The organism is Paenibacillus sp. JQZ6Y-1, from assembly GCF_040719145.1.
Taxonomy (GTDB): domain Bacteria; phylum Bacillota; class Bacilli; order Paenibacillales; family Paenibacillaceae; genus Saccharibacillus; species Saccharibacillus kandeliae.
Window position 1 is genome coordinate 434,255 of record NZ_JBFDUZ010000002.1, and the last position, 18,822, is coordinate 453,076.

The 18,822-nt window shown below is 48.3% G+C and carries 14 protein-coding genes; 7 read left to right on the forward strand and 7 right to left on the reverse strand.

Features of this window, described 5'->3' with window-relative positions; translation table 11 throughout:
* The first annotated feature begins 33 nt into the window (after window positions 1-33).
* From ABXR35_RS15615 to ABXR35_RS15625, 3 genes are all read left to right on the forward strand, one after another.
* Window positions 34-1,146 carry a peptidoglycan DD-metalloendopeptidase family protein gene (locus ABXR35_RS15615; protein WP_367062429.1) on the forward strand — a complete coding sequence of 371 codons (1,113 nt, stop codon included), beginning with the start codon at window positions 34-36 and terminating at the stop codon, window positions 1,144-1,146.
* 125 nt (window positions 1,147-1,271) lie between these two features.
* On the forward strand, window positions 1,272-2,207 hold the full coding sequence (locus ABXR35_RS15620; protein WP_367062432.1) for an alpha/beta fold hydrolase: 936 nt from the start codon (window positions 1,272-1,274) through the stop codon (window positions 2,205-2,207).
* 171 nt (window positions 2,208-2,378) lie between these two features.
* Window positions 2,379-3,758 carry a TraB/GumN family protein gene (locus tag ABXR35_RS15625; RefSeq protein ID WP_367062435.1) on the forward strand — a complete coding sequence of 460 codons (1,380 nt, stop codon included), beginning with the start codon at window positions 2,379-2,381 and terminating at the stop codon, window positions 3,756-3,758.
* Between the two features lie 232 nt (window positions 3,759-3,990).
* On the opposite strand, the gene ABXR35_RS15630 is transcribed toward ABXR35_RS15625, so the two are convergent.
* Together ABXR35_RS15630 and ABXR35_RS15635 are read right to left on the reverse strand one after the other, a co-directional pair.
* Entirely contained in the window at window positions 3,991-4,689 is a 699-nt protein-coding gene (locus ABXR35_RS15630) for a hypothetical protein (RefSeq protein ID WP_367062438.1), read from the reverse strand.
* A 139-nt stretch (window positions 4,690-4,828) separates the two neighbouring features.
* Window positions 4,829-5,419 carry a hypothetical protein gene (locus ABXR35_RS15635; protein ID WP_367062441.1) on the reverse strand — a complete coding sequence of 197 codons (591 nt, stop codon included), beginning with the start codon at window positions 5,417-5,419 and terminating at the stop codon, window positions 4,829-4,831.
* A 210-nt stretch (window positions 5,420-5,629) separates the two neighbouring features.
* Here ABXR35_RS15635 and ABXR35_RS15640 point away from each other — a divergent pair, with 210 nt between their 5' ends.
* Window positions 5,630-6,841, forward strand: coding sequence for an ROK family protein (locus ABXR35_RS15640; protein ID WP_367062444.1), 1,212 nt, complete (start codon window positions 5,630-5,632; stop codon window positions 6,839-6,841).
* A gap of 103 nt (window positions 6,842-6,944) precedes the next feature.
* On the opposite strand, the gene ABXR35_RS15645 is transcribed toward ABXR35_RS15640, so the two are convergent.
* Both ABXR35_RS15645 and ABXR35_RS15650 read right to left on the reverse strand, forming a co-directional pair.
* Window positions 6,945-7,541, reverse strand: a complete 597-nt coding sequence (locus ABXR35_RS15645) for a hypothetical protein (protein WP_367062446.1) — start codon at window positions 7,539-7,541, stop codon at window positions 6,945-6,947.
* A gap of 126 nt (window positions 7,542-7,667) precedes the next feature.
* On the reverse strand, window positions 7,668-8,360 hold the full coding sequence (locus ABXR35_RS15650) for a hypothetical protein (RefSeq protein WP_367062449.1): 693 nt from the start codon (window positions 8,358-8,360) through the stop codon (window positions 7,668-7,670).
* A gap of 267 nt (window positions 8,361-8,627) precedes the next feature.
* On the opposite strand from ABXR35_RS15650, the gene ABXR35_RS15655 reads away from it, so the two are divergent.
* The gene (locus ABXR35_RS15655) at window positions 8,628-10,034 is read left to right on the forward strand and encodes a dihydrolipoyl dehydrogenase family protein (RefSeq protein ID WP_367062452.1); all 1,407 of its coding nucleotides are present in this window, start codon (window positions 8,628-8,630) and stop codon (window positions 10,032-10,034) included.
* A 151-nt stretch (window positions 10,035-10,185) separates the two neighbouring features.
* Here the strand turns inward: ABXR35_RS15655 and ABXR35_RS15660 are convergent, their stop codons facing one another.
* Complete coding sequence (locus tag ABXR35_RS15660; protein ID WP_367062455.1) at window positions 10,186-13,857, reverse strand: collagen binding domain-containing protein; 3,672 nt, start codon at window positions 13,855-13,857, stop codon at window positions 10,186-10,188.
* A gap of 397 nt (window positions 13,858-14,254) precedes the next feature.
* On the opposite strand from ABXR35_RS15660, the gene ABXR35_RS15665 reads away from it, so the two are divergent.
* Together ABXR35_RS15665 and ABXR35_RS15670 are read left to right on the forward strand one after the other, a co-directional pair.
* Entirely contained in the window at window positions 14,255-15,262 is a 1,008-nt protein-coding gene (locus ABXR35_RS15665) for an LLM class flavin-dependent oxidoreductase (RefSeq protein ID WP_367062458.1), read from the forward strand.
* 142 nt (window positions 15,263-15,404) lie between these two features.
* The gene (locus ABXR35_RS15670) at window positions 15,405-16,094 is read left to right on the forward strand and encodes a hypothetical protein (protein ID WP_367062461.1); all 690 of its coding nucleotides are present in this window, start codon (window positions 15,405-15,407) and stop codon (window positions 16,092-16,094) included.
* Between the two features lie 104 nt (window positions 16,095-16,198).
* Here ABXR35_RS15670 and ABXR35_RS15675 read toward each other — a convergent pair whose 3' ends face one another.
* Window positions 16,199-16,801 carry a nitroreductase family protein gene (locus ABXR35_RS15675; protein ID WP_367062464.1) on the reverse strand — a complete coding sequence of 201 codons (603 nt, stop codon included), beginning with the start codon at window positions 16,799-16,801 and terminating at the stop codon, window positions 16,199-16,201.
* Between the two features lie 214 nt (window positions 16,802-17,015).
* On the reverse strand, window positions 17,016-18,818 hold the full coding sequence (pepF, locus tag ABXR35_RS15680) for an oligoendopeptidase F (protein WP_367062467.1): 1,803 nt from the start codon (window positions 18,816-18,818) through the stop codon (window positions 17,016-17,018).
* Window positions 18,819-18,822 lie beyond the last annotated feature (4 nt).

Here is an 18,822-nt window from a genome sequence, read left to right on the forward strand (position 1 = left end):
ATAGCGATCATCCAACTTTGGGAGGGATGACAGATGAACAATCGGTCGATTTTACAGAAATGGCAATGGGCAGATGGAAGGGGCAAAAGAATTGCTGTTACAGCTTGTATCCTTGCCGCTACATGGACGATGACTGCATGCAGCAATGCCAACGATGGCAGTCCTAGCAGCGACACATCGGCGTCTACCCGTTCTACAGCCACTGAGCAATCTGGACAGGAGGAAGCAGCGATGCAGAATCAACCGTCTAACGCACAAGATCAGAATGAACAAGCACAGCCAACCACGTTGCAGCCGCAGCACATACCGACCGCTTTATTGCAAGGTGATACCAAGACGGTGTATGCCCAGCTGACACCGGAGTTTCAAAAGCTGCTAACAGAGCAGCAGTTGGCGGACACCGTGCAAGCATCTTTGCAGCATATACAATCCTTTCATATGCTAGGCAAAGGGATAGAGCTCAATCACCATACGCAATATAGTTGGCTAGACAGTACCGGCAAGCTTGGCTTAATCGCCGTATTGGATCAACAAAATAGAATAGCTGGTCTACAGATGCAACCAGTAGAATCTTTTCCAACAACGGATGCCAAACGGACTGATACTGTGTATCGTTTACCATTTCAAGGGGATTGGTTCGTCTTTTGGGGCGGCAGTAATGTGCTGCAAAATTATCACTATGCGGTAGAATCGCAACGATACGCATATGATTTTATTCAGGTGAAGGATGGTATGTCCTACAGCGGCGATGCCACAATCAATCGCAGCTATTACGCGTTCGGGCAGCCCGCACTATCACCGGCGGATGGTACGGTGGTGGCAGTCGTGAACGATATTGTGGATAACGAGCCAGTCGGCAAAATGAATCCAGCACAGCCCGCAGGCAATCATGTTGTGATTCGTAGCGGCAGCGAATATAGTCTGCTGGGGCATTTGCAGAAAGGTTCAGTGACCGTGAAGAAGGGCGATACCGTCCAAGCTGGACAGATCATCGGTAAGGTCGGTAACTCCGGTAATTCTAGCGAAGCACATCTGCATGTTCAGGTGGCAGATCACCCCGATTTGGCAAAGGGCAAATCGATTCCGATCCATTGGCAAGGCGATATTCAGCCTACTAGAGGTCAAACCGTGAATAGCAATCAATAATTCATAGTAAATAAGAGAGAAGCAACCATACACTAATTCTCAATATAAGTCTGCTAACAACGTATAAAAGATTTCATATCAATACCTGCTCGTCCTACCGTGAGATTGGGAGAAGGAATAAAACAATGAAAAAATTATTAAAGATTATGCTCATAGCTGTAGTCAGTATCGTGCTGCTCATTGTCTTGTTCGTAGCGACGGTCTATACCGTTAACGTTATAGCGAGTCGCTCCGAGCAAAAGGAAATTCAGCCCTACGGTCAAGCAGTGACTGTAGATGGGAAGAAGATGAATGTACTGATTGAAGGTACAGGTAGTCAGACGATTGTGCTGCTGCCGGGCTTTGGTACCGCTTCGCCTGTGCTTGATTTTAAGCCGTTACTTGCACAATTGTCTCCGCATTATCGGGTCGTGGTGGTAGAGCCGTTTGGCTACGGACTGAGCGATGTGACAGACAAGCCGCGTACTGTGGACAATATCACGAGTGAGATTCATGCCGCATTACAGCAGTTGAAGATCAACAACTATGTACTGATGGGTCATTCGATTGCGGGAATCTATGGGCTGGACTATGTGAACAAATATCCGAAGGAAGTGACCGCCTTTGCCGGTATTGATACAAGCTTCCCGACACAACCTACCGATGTCATGGATACGCAAACACTCAGCTTGTTAGAGAAGTCCGGCTTTTATCGCTTCATCGCCAAGCTGAATCCAACTCAGATCATGACTCCGAATGTAGATGAGCAGACCAAAGAGCAGATCAAAATGATTACTCTGAAGAATATGATGAATCCCGATATCCAAAATGAAGCCCAACTGCTGCCGGAGAATTTCAAGTCAGTACAAGGTCTACAATTCCCGAAAAACTTGCCAGTGATCTTCTTCCTTGTGAAGAATGATGCAGAGATCAAGGATTGGATTCCAGCGCATGAGGAGCAGATCAAGAACTCTGTACACGGCGAAGTGGTTCCTTTAGAAGGCACGCATTATCTGCATTATACCCAGTCGAAGGCGATTGTGGAGGATTTGAGAAGTTTTTTGAATGGAGTCAAATCATAAGATAAACTGCTTTTCCTTTATTTATACGAAAATATAAATATACAACAACAATGTATTGTACTTGAAATGAGAATATGCAATATTTAGAGAGACACGTTTGGCTTGCACAATCCCTGTCATATCAAGGAACGGGACAGTCCGGATATCAAAACATGCAAAGGGAGTTATGCAATGAAAAAATGGCATCACAACATTCTGTCCCTCGTTCTCGCAGCAGGTTTGCTTGCAACCTCTGCTCCAGCGCTGGCGTCCGCAGCCCAGCCGCTGACTGTCAAAGTCAATGACAAAAAAGTGGAGTATAACGTTAAGAGCGGCGCACCAACGGTTCAGCAAAAGACGACCCTTGTACCGCTACGCTCCACGCTAAAAGCAATGGGTATCACCCTGTCCAGCGCATCGGGTAACAGCATCACTGCCATCGTTAACGGTAAAAGTGTCACGGTCAAAAGCAAGCTGACCAAGATCAACGGTGTCGTATACGTGCCGATTCGTACATTTGGCGAATTGACAGGCTATACGGTCAGCTGGAATGCCAAAACGCGTACAATTCAGCTAACGTCCGCTCCAGCCGTGCCTGTAACAACCGAACCTGTCACTACACAGCCGGTAGATAGCACTACAACTGCACCGACTGACAGTACAGCGACGCCAACCACACCGGCAGCTTCCACAGCGCCGACAGTTAGCAATCCGGCTCCGGCAACTACGACCGAAACAGCGGATACAGGCGGACGCGGCTTTATGTGGGAGGTTCAGGCGAACGGCAATACCGTGTACCTCGTCGGCTCTATGCATATTGCCAATGACAGCTTTTACCCGCTGCGCAAGGAATACGAAGAAGCGTTCTCGCAGGCGGATTATCTCGGTGTTGAAGTGGATATTACGAAGACGACCGACGAGCAATTTTTCCAGCAACTTAGACAGATGGGCACGTATCAGGATGGCAGCACGCTCCCTAATCATATCGCTGCGGATACATATGCCAAACTCGGCAAATACCTTCAGGCAAACGGCATGAAGTCCGGTGACATGGATCGCTTCAAACCATGGGTGGTTGAAATGTTCGTGGACTCTGCATCGGCTTCCAATTCTAGTTACGAAGCTGAAAGCGGCATTGATCGGTACTTCCTCAAGCAGGCGGCTACACGCAATGTGCCAGTGATCGAGCTGGAATCAGGCGAGTCCCAGCTGAATATGCTGAACAGCTTCTCCCCAGAATTGCAGGATGCTCTGCTGTACTTCGCCCTTCGCGATCTGGAGGAAACCGATAATGGCAAGCAGGACAATAGCATCGATGAGATGGCAGAAACGTGGAAAACCGGCAACGAAGCCGAGCTGTTGAAACTTACGACTAGCTCTGCCGACATTCCTGAATACCACAAAGCGATGCTGGTTGACCGCAATATCGGCATGGCAAACAAAATCGACGGCTATCTGAAAAGCGGCGGCAACAAACAGTACTTTATCGTTGTCGGCGCCGCTCATTATCTGAGCGATGACGGTATCCTCCACCTGTTGGAGAAAAAAGGCTACACCGTCGTGCGTAAGTAGAACCAGCTTTCCCCCCAGAACGATAACCCTATACCACGTTCACGTACCAAATAAAAAGAAAAAACAATGTTCAACCAAAACAACACGAGTCCGTACCCACCATACTGCGATGCTGCTGTCTGCAAGCCACCAACGTGATCACAAAAACCCGCCTGTCTCTTTGGGAGAATAGGCGGGTTTTGTTTTGGTATACGATGTAACACCTTAACGTGCAGATCTGACTAATCTTGTATTACGATGCTGTGTTGCCATTGACACGATCCAATAGCTTCGCCAATTGCGCTTGATCATAAGCGTCATTAATGACTTTCCATTCGCCGCTGACCTGCTGCAATTGCAGTGTACCTTGGAACGGAATCTTTTCCTTGTCACCGACAGCAATATTCATTTCATAAGCAATTTCCATAATACCGTTAACCTTGAATACCGGATCGGCAGTCAGCTTCAGATCGGTTGTTGTTACATTGGACTTGGATTGTACAGCGAGTCGTTGTGGCAAAATAAGCACTCGGCTTGTTGTTTGTTTATTTAGGAATTCTGGCGTAGCATACGACTTCAGTTGATCATACTGCTGTTGATACACCGCTGGCAGTGAGGGCGTATCCGTACTGGCTTCGTTGTCAGTATCCATATTCAGTTTGCTATAGTCAGTGACTTGATATTCGGCTTGTTTGTACTGCTTGGCAACGTCAGTGGCTGCTTGCACCTGCTCATCCGTAGCGGTTTCACCCTGTTTGGCTAGGGTAGCTGTTGTCGTTGTAGATGTCTCGGTCTGTCCGGCTTCATCGGTCGTCGTTGTCGCTGGGGTACTGCTCTCCGCAGTAGTAGAACTAGATGATGCGTTGTTACTTGCTGTATTACTTTGCTGTGTGCATCCGAGCAGTGAACTGCTCATCACCAGTGTTAGTAATAGAAGAGTATATTTCTTCATATGTATTGAACCTCCTTTGATGTGTGTACAGGGTGGTCATGTTAAATTTACCATTAAAAGGCTTAGTTATGCAAATTTGAACATGGAAAAGGCTCCATTCCCCTGATTCTATAAGGAAATGAAGCCTTGGCGGCAAAAGCTATTCTGGGCTAAATTGATTCACGTAGGCATAGATGCTTTGATTGTACTGGGTAATGATTTTGCCTGCTAGATTGATTTTGGCGTTAATCGTATATCTTTGCTTGGCAGTTGGGTTAGGCGTGTTCAGATAGTTGGCGAATAGCTTGAAGCCTTCTAGCTGGATGTTAGCGCCTTTGATGAACTTTTCATGTAAAGCAATGAGTTTGGGCTGCTGAGGCTTGGCTTTTTTGACTATATTGATGAACTTGGTGTAATTGGGAATAGCGATGTTTTTGATGTTATTATATGCTTGCTTACGAGTTGCTTTGGTAAATGCGGTGCTTTTGTTGTAAGTTGAGAGTCCAAGATCACCGTACTGTTTGGCGCTGTTGGTCACTTTAAAATAAGCGACATAATCATCGTAAGCATCCAGCAATTTGGGATCAACAATGGTGCGGAAGTCGTCCAAGTAGTCATATGCCTCGTCTTCGGATTCGAACACCTCAGAGGCGGAATACGCGTCTGCATGGGCTTTGGGCGGTGTGGCAGGCAGAAGGACAGCTAGCAGTAATAGACTGCATAGCAGGGACAGGACAGATTTTTGGTTCATGGTTTTCGCTCCTTTGAATCGTATGTAAAATAACGTGCTTTATCTTTATCGGCATTTGGGTCGAAAATTGGAATATTTCTGGTATATTTTCTGTGGTGGTCATTCTATTAGGAGGCGGATACAATGGAGAAAGAGACTGTTCATGCCTATTTTACCAATGAAAATGAAGTGGACAGTGGATGTTATTATGGACAGGGAGAATGAATAATTGTGTATCGGACAATCGCCAAAACGCTGAAACGGCAAACGTATGACCGGATTGCCGTGCAGGATGATGTTTCCAAAATCGAACTCATGAAAGATATTGATATTACGAGCAGCAGCCTAAACCGTGTACTGGATGAATTGCTCCATGAAGGCTGGATTATGGAATCCGGGCTTGGGCAATCGACCGGAGGACGCAAGCCAGTGCTGTACCGGATTCAGCCGCATAATCGCTATGTGTTCGGATTGGACATTTCGCGTAAATATTCGGTGCTTGGGCTATATGATCTGCGGATGAACTCGCTGTACAGTCACCGCTGGCTGATGGATGAGCAGATGACGCCGGAGCGACTGGTGGAGGAAGTGGCGCAGCAGATTCAGCAGGTGCTAGCAGAGAGGCATTTGTCCAAGCGACGGATTTTGGGTATTGGAATCGGAGCTGTCGGTCCGCTTGATTATGAAAAAGGGCTGATTCGCAATCCGCTCTATTTTACTGCACTGGGCTGGAACCATGTCTCCATCTGCGATCTGATTACCGCCAAAACAGAGATTCCCGCGCTACTGGACAACGGCATCAATACCGCATTATTGGGCGAATACTGGGCTGCTCGTGAGGAGCATCCGCAGCATCTGTTGTATGTAAATGCGGGTGTTGGGATTCGCGCCGCCTATCTGTCGGATGGACGTATTATGCGCGGAGCATCTGATCAGGAAGGCTCAATCGGGCAAATGGTCGTTCATGCAGGCGGTGCAAGACTGCATGAGCGGGGAAACTATGGCGCGCTGGAAGCCTATGCTTCCATTCAGGCATTAGAACAACAGACTCGACAGCGCGCCCGGATGGGGCTGGAGTGGACGGCGTTTGGCGATGTGGATGCAGATCTAGCTGCCAGTGACAAGAACGATCTGTCATTTGACCAGATGATTCGTCAATTGCAGGAAGGGGATTCCTTTTTGCAGGAGTTGTTCCATCGGTCTGCTGGATATATGGGCATTGGGCTAGGCAATCTGATCAACACGTTGCAGCCGGAGCGAGTCATTGTTGGCGGCGCACTGATTCATGAGGCCCCCGGTTATTACGAAACCGCAATCGCTGTGGCTAGAAAACAAATCTATGGCGAACCGACTACCCATCCGCAATTCTCACGCGGACACTTGCAAGACAAGGCAGTGTCTGTGGGAGCAGCAGTAATGGTACTGGAACGGATGGAGATGTAATGGTAGGCTTTGATATGTAAAAAACAACCCCCTATTCGCAGTAGCTTCTGCCATGCAGAGATACGCAAATAGGGGGTTGTTGTGTTGTTCAGATCAATCGTACTTACTGCTCAAATTTGGCAGAGTATTTCTCAACTGCTGCTTTGTAGGCATTCAGTTCGTTCATACCAGCTGTAATTTTCTGATTCGCTTGGCTCAATACGGATACATTCAGCTTGCTGCTGGATACGTATTTTTTGAACAGATTCAGGGCTTCCAATTGCAGGGAAGCAGCTTTGATGTACTTGGTATGGATTTTTGCTAATTCAGCATTGGCAGGCTTGATCTTTTTCAGACCAACCACGAATTTGGTATAGCTTGGAATGACTGTATACGTCATGGCAGCGTATGCTTTTTTGCGGTTGGTGGATGTAATGTAACGGTAGCCGTTGTATGTATCTACAGCTTTGTCTTCATAAGTAGCAATCGCGGTCAAAGCATCGCCGTAATCCAGCAGTCCTTGTGCTTCCGCACGCAATTCTGGGCTAACGTCGCTAAGTGCGTCTTCCACATCATCGCTAACATCTTCGCTGGTGTCGTCTGTGCTTGGCGCAGTTACGCTAGGCGTGGAAGCAGCAGAAGCGAATGAAGCTTGGAATGGAGATACTGCACCAAAGATACAGGTCAGAGCAAGGGCAAGTAGTAATTTGTTTTTCAACATCTAGTTAAACTCCTTTTACGTTCGATTAGGTTAGAGATGTAGTCATGATGACGAGAGGACTGCATCCCTGTACAAGAAGATAGCGGTATATCTGGTGATCGTAGTATATCTAGTGATAAGTGGATATTAGGTGAAATCCTCGCTCCATTGGGTGCTGGCATCATCGCTGGAATCGGCATCCGTACTACTGTCGTCTAATCCGTCAAAGCGTGTAATATAGTCGTCCAGCTCGGTATAGAAGTTAGCGATCAGTGTGCCGCCAGCATCTAGCTTGGCTTCGGCTTTTTTGAGCAGTGACTTGTTCAGTGTGGTGCTAGATACGTACTTTTTGTACAGCTTAAAGCCTTCCAGCTCTGCATAGGCACCTTTGAGATATTTGGCATGAAGGGCAGCCAGCTCGGCATTCGCAGGCTGAATCTGCTTGAGACCAGCAACGAACTTCGTGTAGTTCGGCACAACGGTATACGTCATCAGGCGATACTCTTCCTTGCGGTTGGAGGCGCTGACGTATTCATTTTTGTTGTAAGCCGTCCAAGCCTTGTCTTCATAAGTGAGCAGCGGGTCCATCGCATCGGCATAGTCGAGGAATTCGCTTGCTTCCTGCGCCAATGCCGGATCGACATCATCGAGACTGCCATCATCGCTGTACGTATCGTCCTCCACATCACCAGATGTGCTGTCATCACTGTTCAGGTCCATCGAATACGAACCATCGGGTGAAGCGTCAGTGGAGGCAGCAGAAGCGGTACTGACAGGCAAAGCAGCGAATCCCAGCAAAACAGCAGTCAGCAGCATGGTTGTCCACGTTTTTTGTTTCATTGTTCATAACCCCTCTATTATGTATTTAATAGATTTTTTTTACAATTTAACACGGAAAGCCATTAAATGAAAGGATAAAAATAAGATAGATTCCATAAAGTGGAATAATCAAGCGAAAAGTAGGAAAAAGGCGAGTGCGCAGTGACAGGAGAAGTTCAATCGGACATGATGGATGTAACCTGCTACCGCAGGATTGCACCGGATCATTCACGGTTAATGGTAAAGAGAGCATTTTACCAAACTATACAGAGAATGAGGCGATACTCCATGACATCAAGCTTCGATCTGATCGTAATCGGAACTGGTAGTGCAGGCGCATCCATCGCGCAAGCATGCCGTAAAGAAGGCTGGAACGTAGCCATCGTTGATGAACGTGAATATGGCGGTACGTGCGCCCTGCGCGGCTGTGATCCGAAAAAAGTACTGGTCGGTGCAGCAGAGCTGGTTGACCATACGGCGCTACTGAAAGGGAAGGGCATTGTCGATACAGCACGCATAAACTGGCAGGATCTTATGGCATTCAAGCATACATTTACCGACTACATCCCCGGTGCTCATGAGCAAAAGCTCAAGGACGCAGGTATTCATACGTTGCATGGGCAGGCGCATTTTGCTGATGACGATGTAATTGAGATTGATGGCAAGACCTTTCAGGCAAAGCATATTGTTATCGCTACCGGAGCGGCACCTGCACCGCTGGATGTGGATGGCGAAGAGCATCTGGCGGATAGCGATGACTTTCTGAGCTTGGAGACATTGCCGGAGCGGATCGTCTTTGTTGGCGGCGGCTATATTTCGTTTGAATTTGCCCATATTGCCGCTCGTGCTGGGGCAGAGGTGCATATTCTGCATACTAGCAACCGTCCACTCAAGGGATTTGACCCCGATCTGGTGGACGAGCTAGTAGAGCGTTCACGAGAAGTGGGTATTCACATTCATCTGAATGTATCGCTACAACAGATTCAGTCGCTAGGCAACGATACCGATGGAAATACAAGTGCACGCTATCGACTTACTGCCGCCTACAAAAGGGAGGATGGCGAGATTGACGAGAAGCGTGATCCACTGGAATTAACCTGTGGTCTAGTGGTGCATGGTGCGGGACGTGCGCCGAATATCCAGCAGCTACAGCTAGAGCAGGGGAACGTGAATTACAGTAAAAAGGGCATTGTCGTCAACGACTATCTACAGAGCACCAGCAATCCACGCGTCTATGCAGCAGGTGATTGCGCCGATTCGCCGGGGCTACCATTGACCCCGCTTGCTGGGCTAGAAGCGAAGACGGTCGCCCATAACTTGCTGAACGGAAACAGCCAGACGACGGACTATACCGAAATGCCAAGCGTAGCATTTACCATTCCACGTGTTGCCGCAGTCGGTCTGTCGGAGGAAGAAGCACGCAAGCGGGGCGGCAGTATCAAGGTCAACCATATGGACATGTCCTCATGGTACACTTACAAGCGTACGAATGAGCAGGTCGCTAGTGTAAAGATCATTCTAGATACCGAACAGCGTACCATTCTGGGTGCTCATGTGCTGAGCGGGGAAGCGGACGATCTAATTAACCATTTTGCGGTTGCCATTCGGCTCAAGCTGACGGTAGATGATCTGAAAAAAGTCACCTTTGCGTATCCAACGGTAGCTTCGGATCTAGGATATATGCTAGACCTATAAAGGGTAACGGTCATCTAGGTTGAAGAACGTAAATTGGATACTCATTCTGCACTATCTCTTCCTATAACAAAACAAACCCCCAACCTATATAGGTTGGGGGTTTTTATGAACGTTCTACGATTCACAGATTACGTAAACGATGATGTTATTTCTAATCAGAGCGCCCGCTCGTTTTCACTTTGCGGTTGTGCATACGGTTGAGGAAGATACCCAGTGCGATCAATGCCGCACCACTCAGCCAATATGGCATGCTGCTCGACTCACCCGTTTGCGGCAGCATCGGCTGCTGCTGTGGTGTCGGTTTTGGTTGCGTCGTTCCTGTTGGAATCGGCTCATCCGGTACGGGTACATCCGGCGATTGACTTGGTTTGTCAGTCGGTGTTTGATCCGGTGGCGTTGTACCTTGCGGTACAGGCTCATCTGGGATCGATACATCCGGTGTACCGCCTGTATCCGTCGGCTGCTCTGGCTGAGATGGCGTTGTTGTTCCTTGCGGAATTGGATCGTCATCTACTGGCACTGGCTGCTCGGTTGCAGGTGGTGTTGTCGTACCACCCGGTTGCGTCGGTTCTGGATTCGATGGTGTATTTGGCGTATCGTCGTCATCGTCACCCGGATTGGACGGGTTCGATGGAGTTCCCGGATTACTTGGGTTACTTGGGTTCTCCGGTGGAGTTCCCGGATTTTCCGGGGTTGGTGGTGTTTCAGGAGTCGTCGGTGTTCCCGGCGTCTCTGGTGTTGGCTGCTTCGTATTCTTGATCGTTACCAGTGGTACATTGCCAGATTGCTGATTAGCGGAGCTGATCGTGATCGGATAAATGGTAGCATCTGCAACGTATCCGTTTGGTGCTTGAATTTCTTGCAAGTTGTACTTACCGTACAACAAACGAGTAAACAGAATACGACCTTGTGAGTCGGTAGTCTTGGTGATCGCTGGACGATTGCCCGCAGCATCTTGCAAGGTGAAGACAGCGCCTGCCAATGATACGGTATCATCGGAAGCATCGACCTTGTGTACGATCAGATTGCCGACAACACCGCTACCTGTACCGGAAGCGCTAGATGTGCGTACGACGATTTCCTTAGTTGTATCGACGGTTCCAGTCGTAATACCATTCCCGCTGAATTGAACATTATTGCTCAGCTTTTCACGGTCGTTAGCATTGATGAGAGTGGAATATTCCAAAATATAAGCGGACGAGATCGGCTTCAGGAATGCCAGCTCGAACTTCTCCGGCGTACCGGATAGTACAGTCAGCTTATAATCGGTACCTTGTACCATTTCAGTGCTCTTAGTCAGCGTTCCGTCCTCAGCAGGTACAGTGCTGAACAGATGGAACGAATCGGTCATCAGAATCTGATTGGCGGTTGGCTGATCAATGATTTTGGCATTTTCCACATAGGATTGTCCACGGTTGATCTGCACCGTCCAATTGACTTTATCGTTGTCCTGTACACCGGTTTTGTATACATATTCGCCACCATTTGGAATGCTGACTACTGCTGCCCACGGATAGCTGTTCTCATCGCCTTTCAGTACAGCATCATTGCGTACGGTTGGCGGAATGACTTTGCCAGTGAGTGTCGTTTTAAAGGTAATCCAGTATGCAGAATTGATCGGATTATTGAATTTGACTTGCAATGCTCCGCCATCGGTTCCGACTGCTGGTGTGGTCGCTGTATAAGCGGATGGATCAACGGCAACGCCGCGGCTAACTCCGTTCCACCAGCCCAACACATTCATATTGTAGACGCCTAACGAGCCTTCGACATACGTCTGACCAGCTTGCAGGTTATCGTTCAGAATGGCATTGGTTAACGTTTTGTTGTTGTAATTGGCTTTGATGGTCCAAGTGATCTCTTTGGTGACCGGATTATAGACGCCTTCTTTGGCACCATTATTCACAGTCAGATTGTCTGGCCAGAATCTAGCTTCGGCTGCGATAGTACGGTAGTTACCGTTTTCCAGCCAGTATAGAGCACCGATATTCTGGTAAGACACTTCGGATTTGTTTTTCTTCCAATCCGCATCAAACGTCGTGCGGTAGACGATAATAAGCTGCTCTTTAACGGATTCTTTAAAATCAATTCGGAATCCAGCACGGGCATCATTCACAGTCAGCGTGTACAAGTTGGATGGATAGTCGCTACCGTCTGCACGAGTGATCTTCAATGTGTTCGGTAGGAATTCCAGACCGCCGTTCGGGAATTGATCCTCGATTAATGCGCCTTGCAGTGGCTGATCCTTTGTATTCAGCGTCAGCTTCCATGTAGCATCTTTGCGAATATAGTTCGCATCGGTCAATGCTTTAGTGAACAGCGCACCCTGTACGCGCTGGTTCACACCGACGCTAACGCCGCCTGCAGTAACAATATTGCTAATGTTCTCGTTACGGACGACCTGATCGACCGGACGCGTTTGATATTTAATGGTGTACGATGAGTGAATGTCGCTTAGGAATTGCAGATCAAAGCCAGTACGTCCATTGGTTGGCGTAATCGTTTTGACGCTGTAATCTTGGTTCAGTGTAAGCACATTGCCTTGACTGTCGTATACTTTCAACGAACCATCGACAACCTGCTGACTGCTGTTGAAGCGGTCTTTGACAATCGCATTGCTTTGCGAGATCGTCTGATTGTTCAGGTTGTAGCCAATTGCCCAGTCAATGGTACCTGTTGCTTCATCGTAATTCTCAACCTTTTTACTCAAAAATTGCTGTTGTACTGTTACTTGCGCCTGTGCTTGGGCATCGCCCTTGCTACTGGTCAGTGTTGCCGTATTGGAGAAGACAGTACGTGCATTATCTGTCATATTCGTCACGTACACGATGCGGTACGCAGAATAGATCGTTTGGTCAAAAGAAAGCTTGAATTGGGATTCGTCCGCACTCAGCGTATAGCCGGAAGTCACCGGATCACCGAGCGTCGTCGTTCCATCTACATTCACGTTCAATCCGTATACTTGCACCGATACAGTATCCAGCTTCATACCATCGCCAGTCGGATCGGTCACTACGGCATTTTCTAGCTTTTCCTTGGTTGTATTCAGATCAATCGTCCAGCGGATTTGCGAGCTGTTGATGGCTTCCCCGCGCTTAGCGATATTGCTGCCCTTGTCCGGTTTCAAATAGACAACAACGAACTGCGAGCTTTCGCCCAGTGGAATGGCAATCTTGACTTCAGTACTGCCACTTACAGTTTCTTTGCTAAGAGAAGTGCGGAATTGCATTGTACCGTGAATATTGGAATACTGTTCGACCGTTGAATTGAAGGTAACGGTCACATGGCCGGACTTGGTTGCATTGAAGCTGCCGACTGTAGTATCGCCAAATTGCAGCGGAACATTGTTAATATCGTTGTACAATTGAAAAGCGGACGGCAGATCAAACTCGAAGGTCGAACCGCTTTTGTAGGAACCGTCATTCGGTAATGCCCAATCATAATTCAGATTAATCGCTTCATCGGGATCAATCGCATCCCCCGGATTGGCTTCGCCGTCGATGATATTGCCATCGGCATCCGTCAAATAAGCTTTCGTCAAAATGTTTTGCTTTTCAGCGGGTGTGGTTGGCTCGGTAGTAGGTTCCGTCCCTGTTGTATCGGTGGGCGTTCCTCCGGTTGAACCATCCGTTGAGCCGTTATCCCCGTACGTGTCGGATTGAACCGTAGCGGGTGTGCTACTATCCGTCGTGGTAGATGTACTGCTAGTAGATGAGGATGTGCTGCTTTCGTCGGCAGCATGCGTAATTCCCGGCATAAACAGACAGTTCAAAATCAATATGAGTGCGATTGCTAATACACTCACTTTCTTAAATACATTCATACGTGACCTCTTTTCGTATGTAGTTATTCGTACCTAGTGACCGAGCAACAATGAATTTCCATATAAACCGCTGGAAATGGATAATACAGGGGGAAGCGACATTTATATGTACAATGACTGTATTGATTATACATGATTGTACAACATAAAGTACCGAACTTATTAACGAATTTAATGATTAATTTTATAAAAAGTCATTCCATTCGCATAAGTCCAAAGAACTAAGGCGATAAGGTATGCCGTATGTACTAATAAAACGGTAACCTAGCAAGTGAAACATGGTAAAAATTGTTTAAAAACTGCTGGATTGCAAGATGGAAGCAAGCAGGTATTCGCTTATATTCCCCACCACGCTGTTTAATGAAAAGATATAGCCAAGGAAAGGATGGAAGCATTCATGATCAGATTGTCGATACTGGACTACTCGCCAGTGGATGAAGGCAGTAGCGACCGCGAAGCGCTACGTCAGACTGTACAAATGGCAATTGCCGCTGAGCAGCTGGGCTACCATCGCTTTTGGGTGTCAGAGCATCATTATTTGCCGCCACTTGCGGGCAGCAATCCCGAAATGCTGATGATGCACCTTGCCGACCGTACGCAGTCTATTCGCATCGGCTCTGGCGGTGTGATGCTGCCCAACTATAGCACGTATAAAATCGCCGAAAACTTCCGCATGCTAGAGGCGCTGCATCCGGGTCGTATTGATCTTGGTGCTGGACGTGCTGCTGGAGCTGGGCGGATTGGACGCAGTGCTTTAAACGAAGGACGCACCGAAACGGTATCCTATGAGCAGCAGCTTGTCGATTTGATTCGCTATTTGCATGACGATATAGAAGACGCGGAGCGCTATCCCGGTCTTATAGCGACGCCGCAGATTGATACCCAGCCTGCATTGTGGCTACTGGGAACGGGCAATGGCAGTGCCGATCTAGCCGCGCAGCATGGAGCAGCGCTTGCGTTTGCTCATTTTATTAACGCATCGTCCATCGGCGCACAAGCGGCTAAGCGCTATCGGCAGCAGTTTCAGCCTTCCTTATCGCGCAAGCAACCGTATACGATGGTTGGTATCTTCGTCAGCGTGGCAGATACAGATGAGGAAGCCCATCGGCAGGCGCTGAGTTGGGACTATTGGCTGCTAATGTCGGAAAATAAAGGGCTGCGCAAGCCCGGGCTGTTGCCGCCGGAACAGTTAGCATCGTTCCCTTATACGCAAGAGGAGCAGGAACAGATCACTGCCAAGCGAGAGCGAATCATTATCGGTACGCCTCATGCTGTACGTGCAAGGATCGAACGATTGGCAGCCCGATACGAAGCGGATGAGGTGCTAATCCTGCCGTTGGTACATGGATTTGCGACCCGGATGCGTATGATTGAGCAGCTGGCAGAGGTATTCGGAATCAAGTGAAGCATAGACGGCATGCGGGATTTGCAGCATTTGGCAGGATTACAGTTTGGAGAGCACCGTGTTTGGGGTAAAAGGATGATGTGAGAGGTTCAGATATGATCCCAACAACCAACGGACACTATAGCGAGAGGGGCTTTTCCGAATGATGAATCCATTTAAAATGAGTGCCGCAGCGGCACTGCTGTTATCGGGTGTAATTGCAGGTTGCAGTAATGGAAGCCAGCCTGATCCCACTGCGCCTGCTCAGAGCGTAAGTGAAGCAGAGCCAGATCAAGCAGGTCAGGCGAATACGTCTGCCCAAACATTGGAGGGCGATTTCCGCCAGTATTCCAGCGATCCGAACAAATCGGATGCTAGCTCTGACTATAATGTAGTCGGCAAATATGTAGCCGAAAATGGCGATACGATGACACTGGATGTTAACGGCAAGCAGCTGACTATTCCGAAGAGTAATTCGTATGAAGCCGCAGCCGATTTGCCCAAATCGACAGATCTGCCCGGTCAAGAGGTCAGCGTAACGCTGAACGCGCAAGACAGTACGATTGCAACGGCTCAGCTTGCCAAGGATGCAGACGACATGGACAATTCACAGCCTGATATGGTTGGTCAATTCGTATCTGAGACAGATACCAATGTGGTGATCAAGCAAGGTAATGAAGAGAAATCCTACCAAAAAGCATCTGACTTTGAAGGTACAGATGGTCCGTCCAATGAAATTACTGTTGGTTCAACGGTAAGTCTGGATCTGGACAAAGATGGTAAAGTTGTTCGTGTTCGTGGCGAATATCAGGATGGTAGCTCGGTTGGCGACGGAAGTTCGGTCAACAACTAAGCGAGTAATCCTCGTGTATCCCAAATGAGTGTAATCAAAAAGCTCCCGTCCGCAGCCTAAGCGTTGCAGATGGGAGCTTTTTTTTAACAATGAAGCCGCGTGCCTTATTTGTACACTTTTACGCGTTCTTCCACTGGTTGGTACGTTTTCTCGCCAGCTGGAGCAGCTGGTGTACCGAAAGGCATTTGAGCAACCAGTTGCCATTGTGCCGGAATGTTCCACGTGGATTTGACTTCCTCGTCGATAACCGGATTGTAGTGTTGCAGTGTAGCGCCCAGACCTTCGGCTTCCAGTGCAGTCCATACAACCAGTTGCAGCATACCGTTAGCTTGTTGTCCCCACAGTGGGAAGTTGTCTTTGTACGCCTCGAATTGATTTTGCAGGTTGGTGATGATATCGGTATCTTCAAAGAACAGTACAGTACCGTAGCCGTTTTTGAACAGACCCATTTTTTCTTCAGTCGCTTTGAAGACTTCTTCGTTGTTCACGATACCACGCAGGGTTTCTGTGGTGATGTTCCACAGCTTGTCGTGCTGCTCACCGAGCAGTACAACAGCGCGAGCGCTTTGAGAGTTGAACGAAGACGGTGTATGTTTGATCGCTTCCTCTACGATATGTTGGATCTTAGTATCGTCGATTGGCGATTCTTTACTGATTACATAAACGGAACGACGGTTTTCCAGAGCTTTGAAAAATTCAGCAGACATGAAAAAATCCTCCTCTTTGATATGTAAATGTTTGTTACTTACTTTTTTAATGATACTACATAATTGTTGTGAGTCAAGCCTTTTCTATAAAAATAAACCTGCTTCCACAGACAGGGTGTCTGTGAGAAGCAGGTTGGATGTGCATGAAGTGTATTCTATTTTATGACCTTATATTGCTATATGGTCGGTTCCATATTACTTACTATTACTCTTATTACTCGTATAGCGATTCCAGCTCTGCGATCAATGAGCCGACATAATCGGCGGCGGATTGGATGGGCGCTGGTCCCGACATATCCACACCAGCCAGCTTCATCAGCTCCAACGGATCTTGCGAGCCGCCAGCCTGTAACGCTTGCAGCCAGCGGTCGATTGCCGGTTGCCCTTCCTGACGAATAAGCTGCATAGCCGCGGTGGAGGCGGTCAATCCAGCAGCATAGGTGTATGGATACAATCCCATATAATAGTGCGGCTGGCGCATCCAAGTCAGTGTGGCGCCCTCGTCTAGCTCTAGCGTCTCACCCCAGAAGTTCTGCAAAATATTGCCCTTTGTGGTCGACAGCCAATCGGCAGTCAGCGCCTGACCTTGCTCGGCAGCAGCATATACTTGTCGTTGCAGCTCCGCTTCCAGCAGATGCGTAACAAAGTTATGGTAATACGTACTAAGGAGCTGTTGAATGACCCAACTACGCAGACGCTTGTCGTCGGAGCCTTGTAACAAATGATCTGCCAGCAGCAGCTCATTCATCGTGGATGGCGCTTCGACGAAGTACGTGGAGCACCAGTAATTGCTAAACGGCTGATGCTCAGCAGCAAGTGCAAAGTGCGCCGCATGTCCCAGCTCGTGCGCCAATGTAAAGACATTGCGCATATTGTCTGACCATGCCATCAGGATATAAGGATGTTCCCCGTAGATCGGCGAGCAGAAGGCACCTGTCGATTTGCCATCATTGTCCGCATAATCGATCCAGCGTGCAGCAAACGCATCGCGGATAATATTGTTGTACGTTTCACCCATTGGCGCGAGTGCCTGCTGGATGATGTTGCTTGCTTCCTCATACGATACGGATGGATTGTACGATGGATCAAGCGGTGCTTTTAGATCGCAGAAGTACAGCTTATCCAGTCCAAGCTTGCGCTTTTTCAGAGCGGCATAGCGCTGCATATGCGGAGCGAGCTGTTCCAGTAGTACATTGTGGATATTATGGTACATGTCCACATTCACCTGTTGTGGTTGTAGCAGCATGTCAGTAGTGGAATCGTAATGACGCAGATCGGCAAGTACAAGCTGCTTTTTCACTTCGGTTGCATACGTTTCGGCAAAGGTATTTCGATATTGCTTGAGCGATTTGGTAAACGAAGCAAAGGCGTTGCGGCGGAGTGTCGTATCAGCGGACACTTCGTACGCATTTTCATACAATCGGAAGGAAACGGGGATCGTATTGCCTTCGCCGTCTGTGCAATCGTCAAATGTCATATCGGTCAGCTTGCTGCGCACATAAATGCGATACGGCGCGCCCATCACTTCGCCCAGTGCTGCGAGTGCATTTTCTGTTTCTGGTGCAAGACGATGCGGACGTGTATCATCCAATTGCTTCAATGTGCGTTCGTATGGCTGTAGCCCGGCTTCTTGCTGTCTAAAATTCGCAATAACTTCTTGTGGTAAATCTAGTATTTCGGATTCGATCCATGTGATCGCTGCTTGCACGCGGGAGTACAGGTCGCCAGCTTTGGCGGAACGCGCAATATTAGCAGGATCACTGCCATCGGCGGATTGCTGTAGACTGGCGTAGCTGTACGCTTTGGATAGGGCAAGCCCTAACGTGTTTTGTTGCTCTAGGCATTGCAGCAACACCTCTGCGCTCTCACCGAGACGACCGCGGAATTGCTGGATTTGCTCTGTTTGCTGTTCAATCTCGGTCAGGGCGGCGTTCCAATCTTGTTCGCTGGCGTATAGATCATTCACATTCCATGTTGCTGGAATGGGGACTTCGGAGCGGGTAAGCGTTTTGGACATGATC

Bases quoted from the DNA above. Each gene is read 5' to 3' on its own strand.
- ABXR35_RS15615 (WP_367062429.1), top strand. From the start codon at position 34: ATGAACAATCGGTCGATTTTACAGAAATGGCAATGGGCAGATGGAAGG.
- ABXR35_RS15620 (WP_367062432.1), top strand. From the start codon at position 1,272: ATGAAAAAATTATTAAAGATTATGCTCATAGCTGTAGTCAGTATCGTG.
- ABXR35_RS15625 (WP_367062435.1), top strand. From the start codon at position 2,379: ATGAAAAAATGGCATCACAACATTCTGTCCCTCGTTCTCGCAGCAGGT.
- ABXR35_RS15630 (WP_367062438.1), bottom strand. From the start codon at position 4,689: ATGAAGAAATATACTCTTCTATTACTAACACTGGTGATGAGCAGTTCA.
- ABXR35_RS15635 (WP_367062441.1), bottom strand. From the start codon at position 5,419: ATGAACCAAAAATCTGTCCTGTCCCTGCTATGCAGTCTATTACTGCTA.
- ABXR35_RS15645 (WP_367062446.1), bottom strand. From the start codon at position 7,541: ATGTTGAAAAACAAATTACTACTTGCCCTTGCTCTGACCTGTATCTTT.
- ABXR35_RS15650 (WP_367062449.1), bottom strand. From the start codon at position 8,360: ATGAAACAAAAAACGTGGACAACCATGCTGCTGACTGCTGTTTTGCTG.
- ABXR35_RS15655 (WP_367062452.1), top strand. From the start codon at position 8,628: ATGACATCAAGCTTCGATCTGATCGTAATCGGAACTGGTAGTGCAGGC.
- ABXR35_RS15660 (WP_367062455.1), bottom strand. From the start codon at position 13,857: ATGAATGTATTTAAGAAAGTGAGTGTATTAGCAATCGCACTCATATTG.
- ABXR35_RS15665 (WP_367062458.1), top strand. From the start codon at position 14,255: ATGATCAGATTGTCGATACTGGACTACTCGCCAGTGGATGAAGGCAGT.
- ABXR35_RS15670 (WP_367062461.1), top strand. From the start codon at position 15,405: ATGATGAATCCATTTAAAATGAGTGCCGCAGCGGCACTGCTGTTATCG.
- ABXR35_RS15675 (WP_367062464.1), bottom strand. From the start codon at position 16,801: ATGTCTGCTGAATTTTTCAAAGCTCTGGAAAACCGTCGTTCCGTTTAT.
- pepF (WP_367062467.1), bottom strand. From the start codon at position 18,818: ATGTCCAAAACGCTTACCCGCTCCGAAGTCCCCATTCCAGCAACATGG.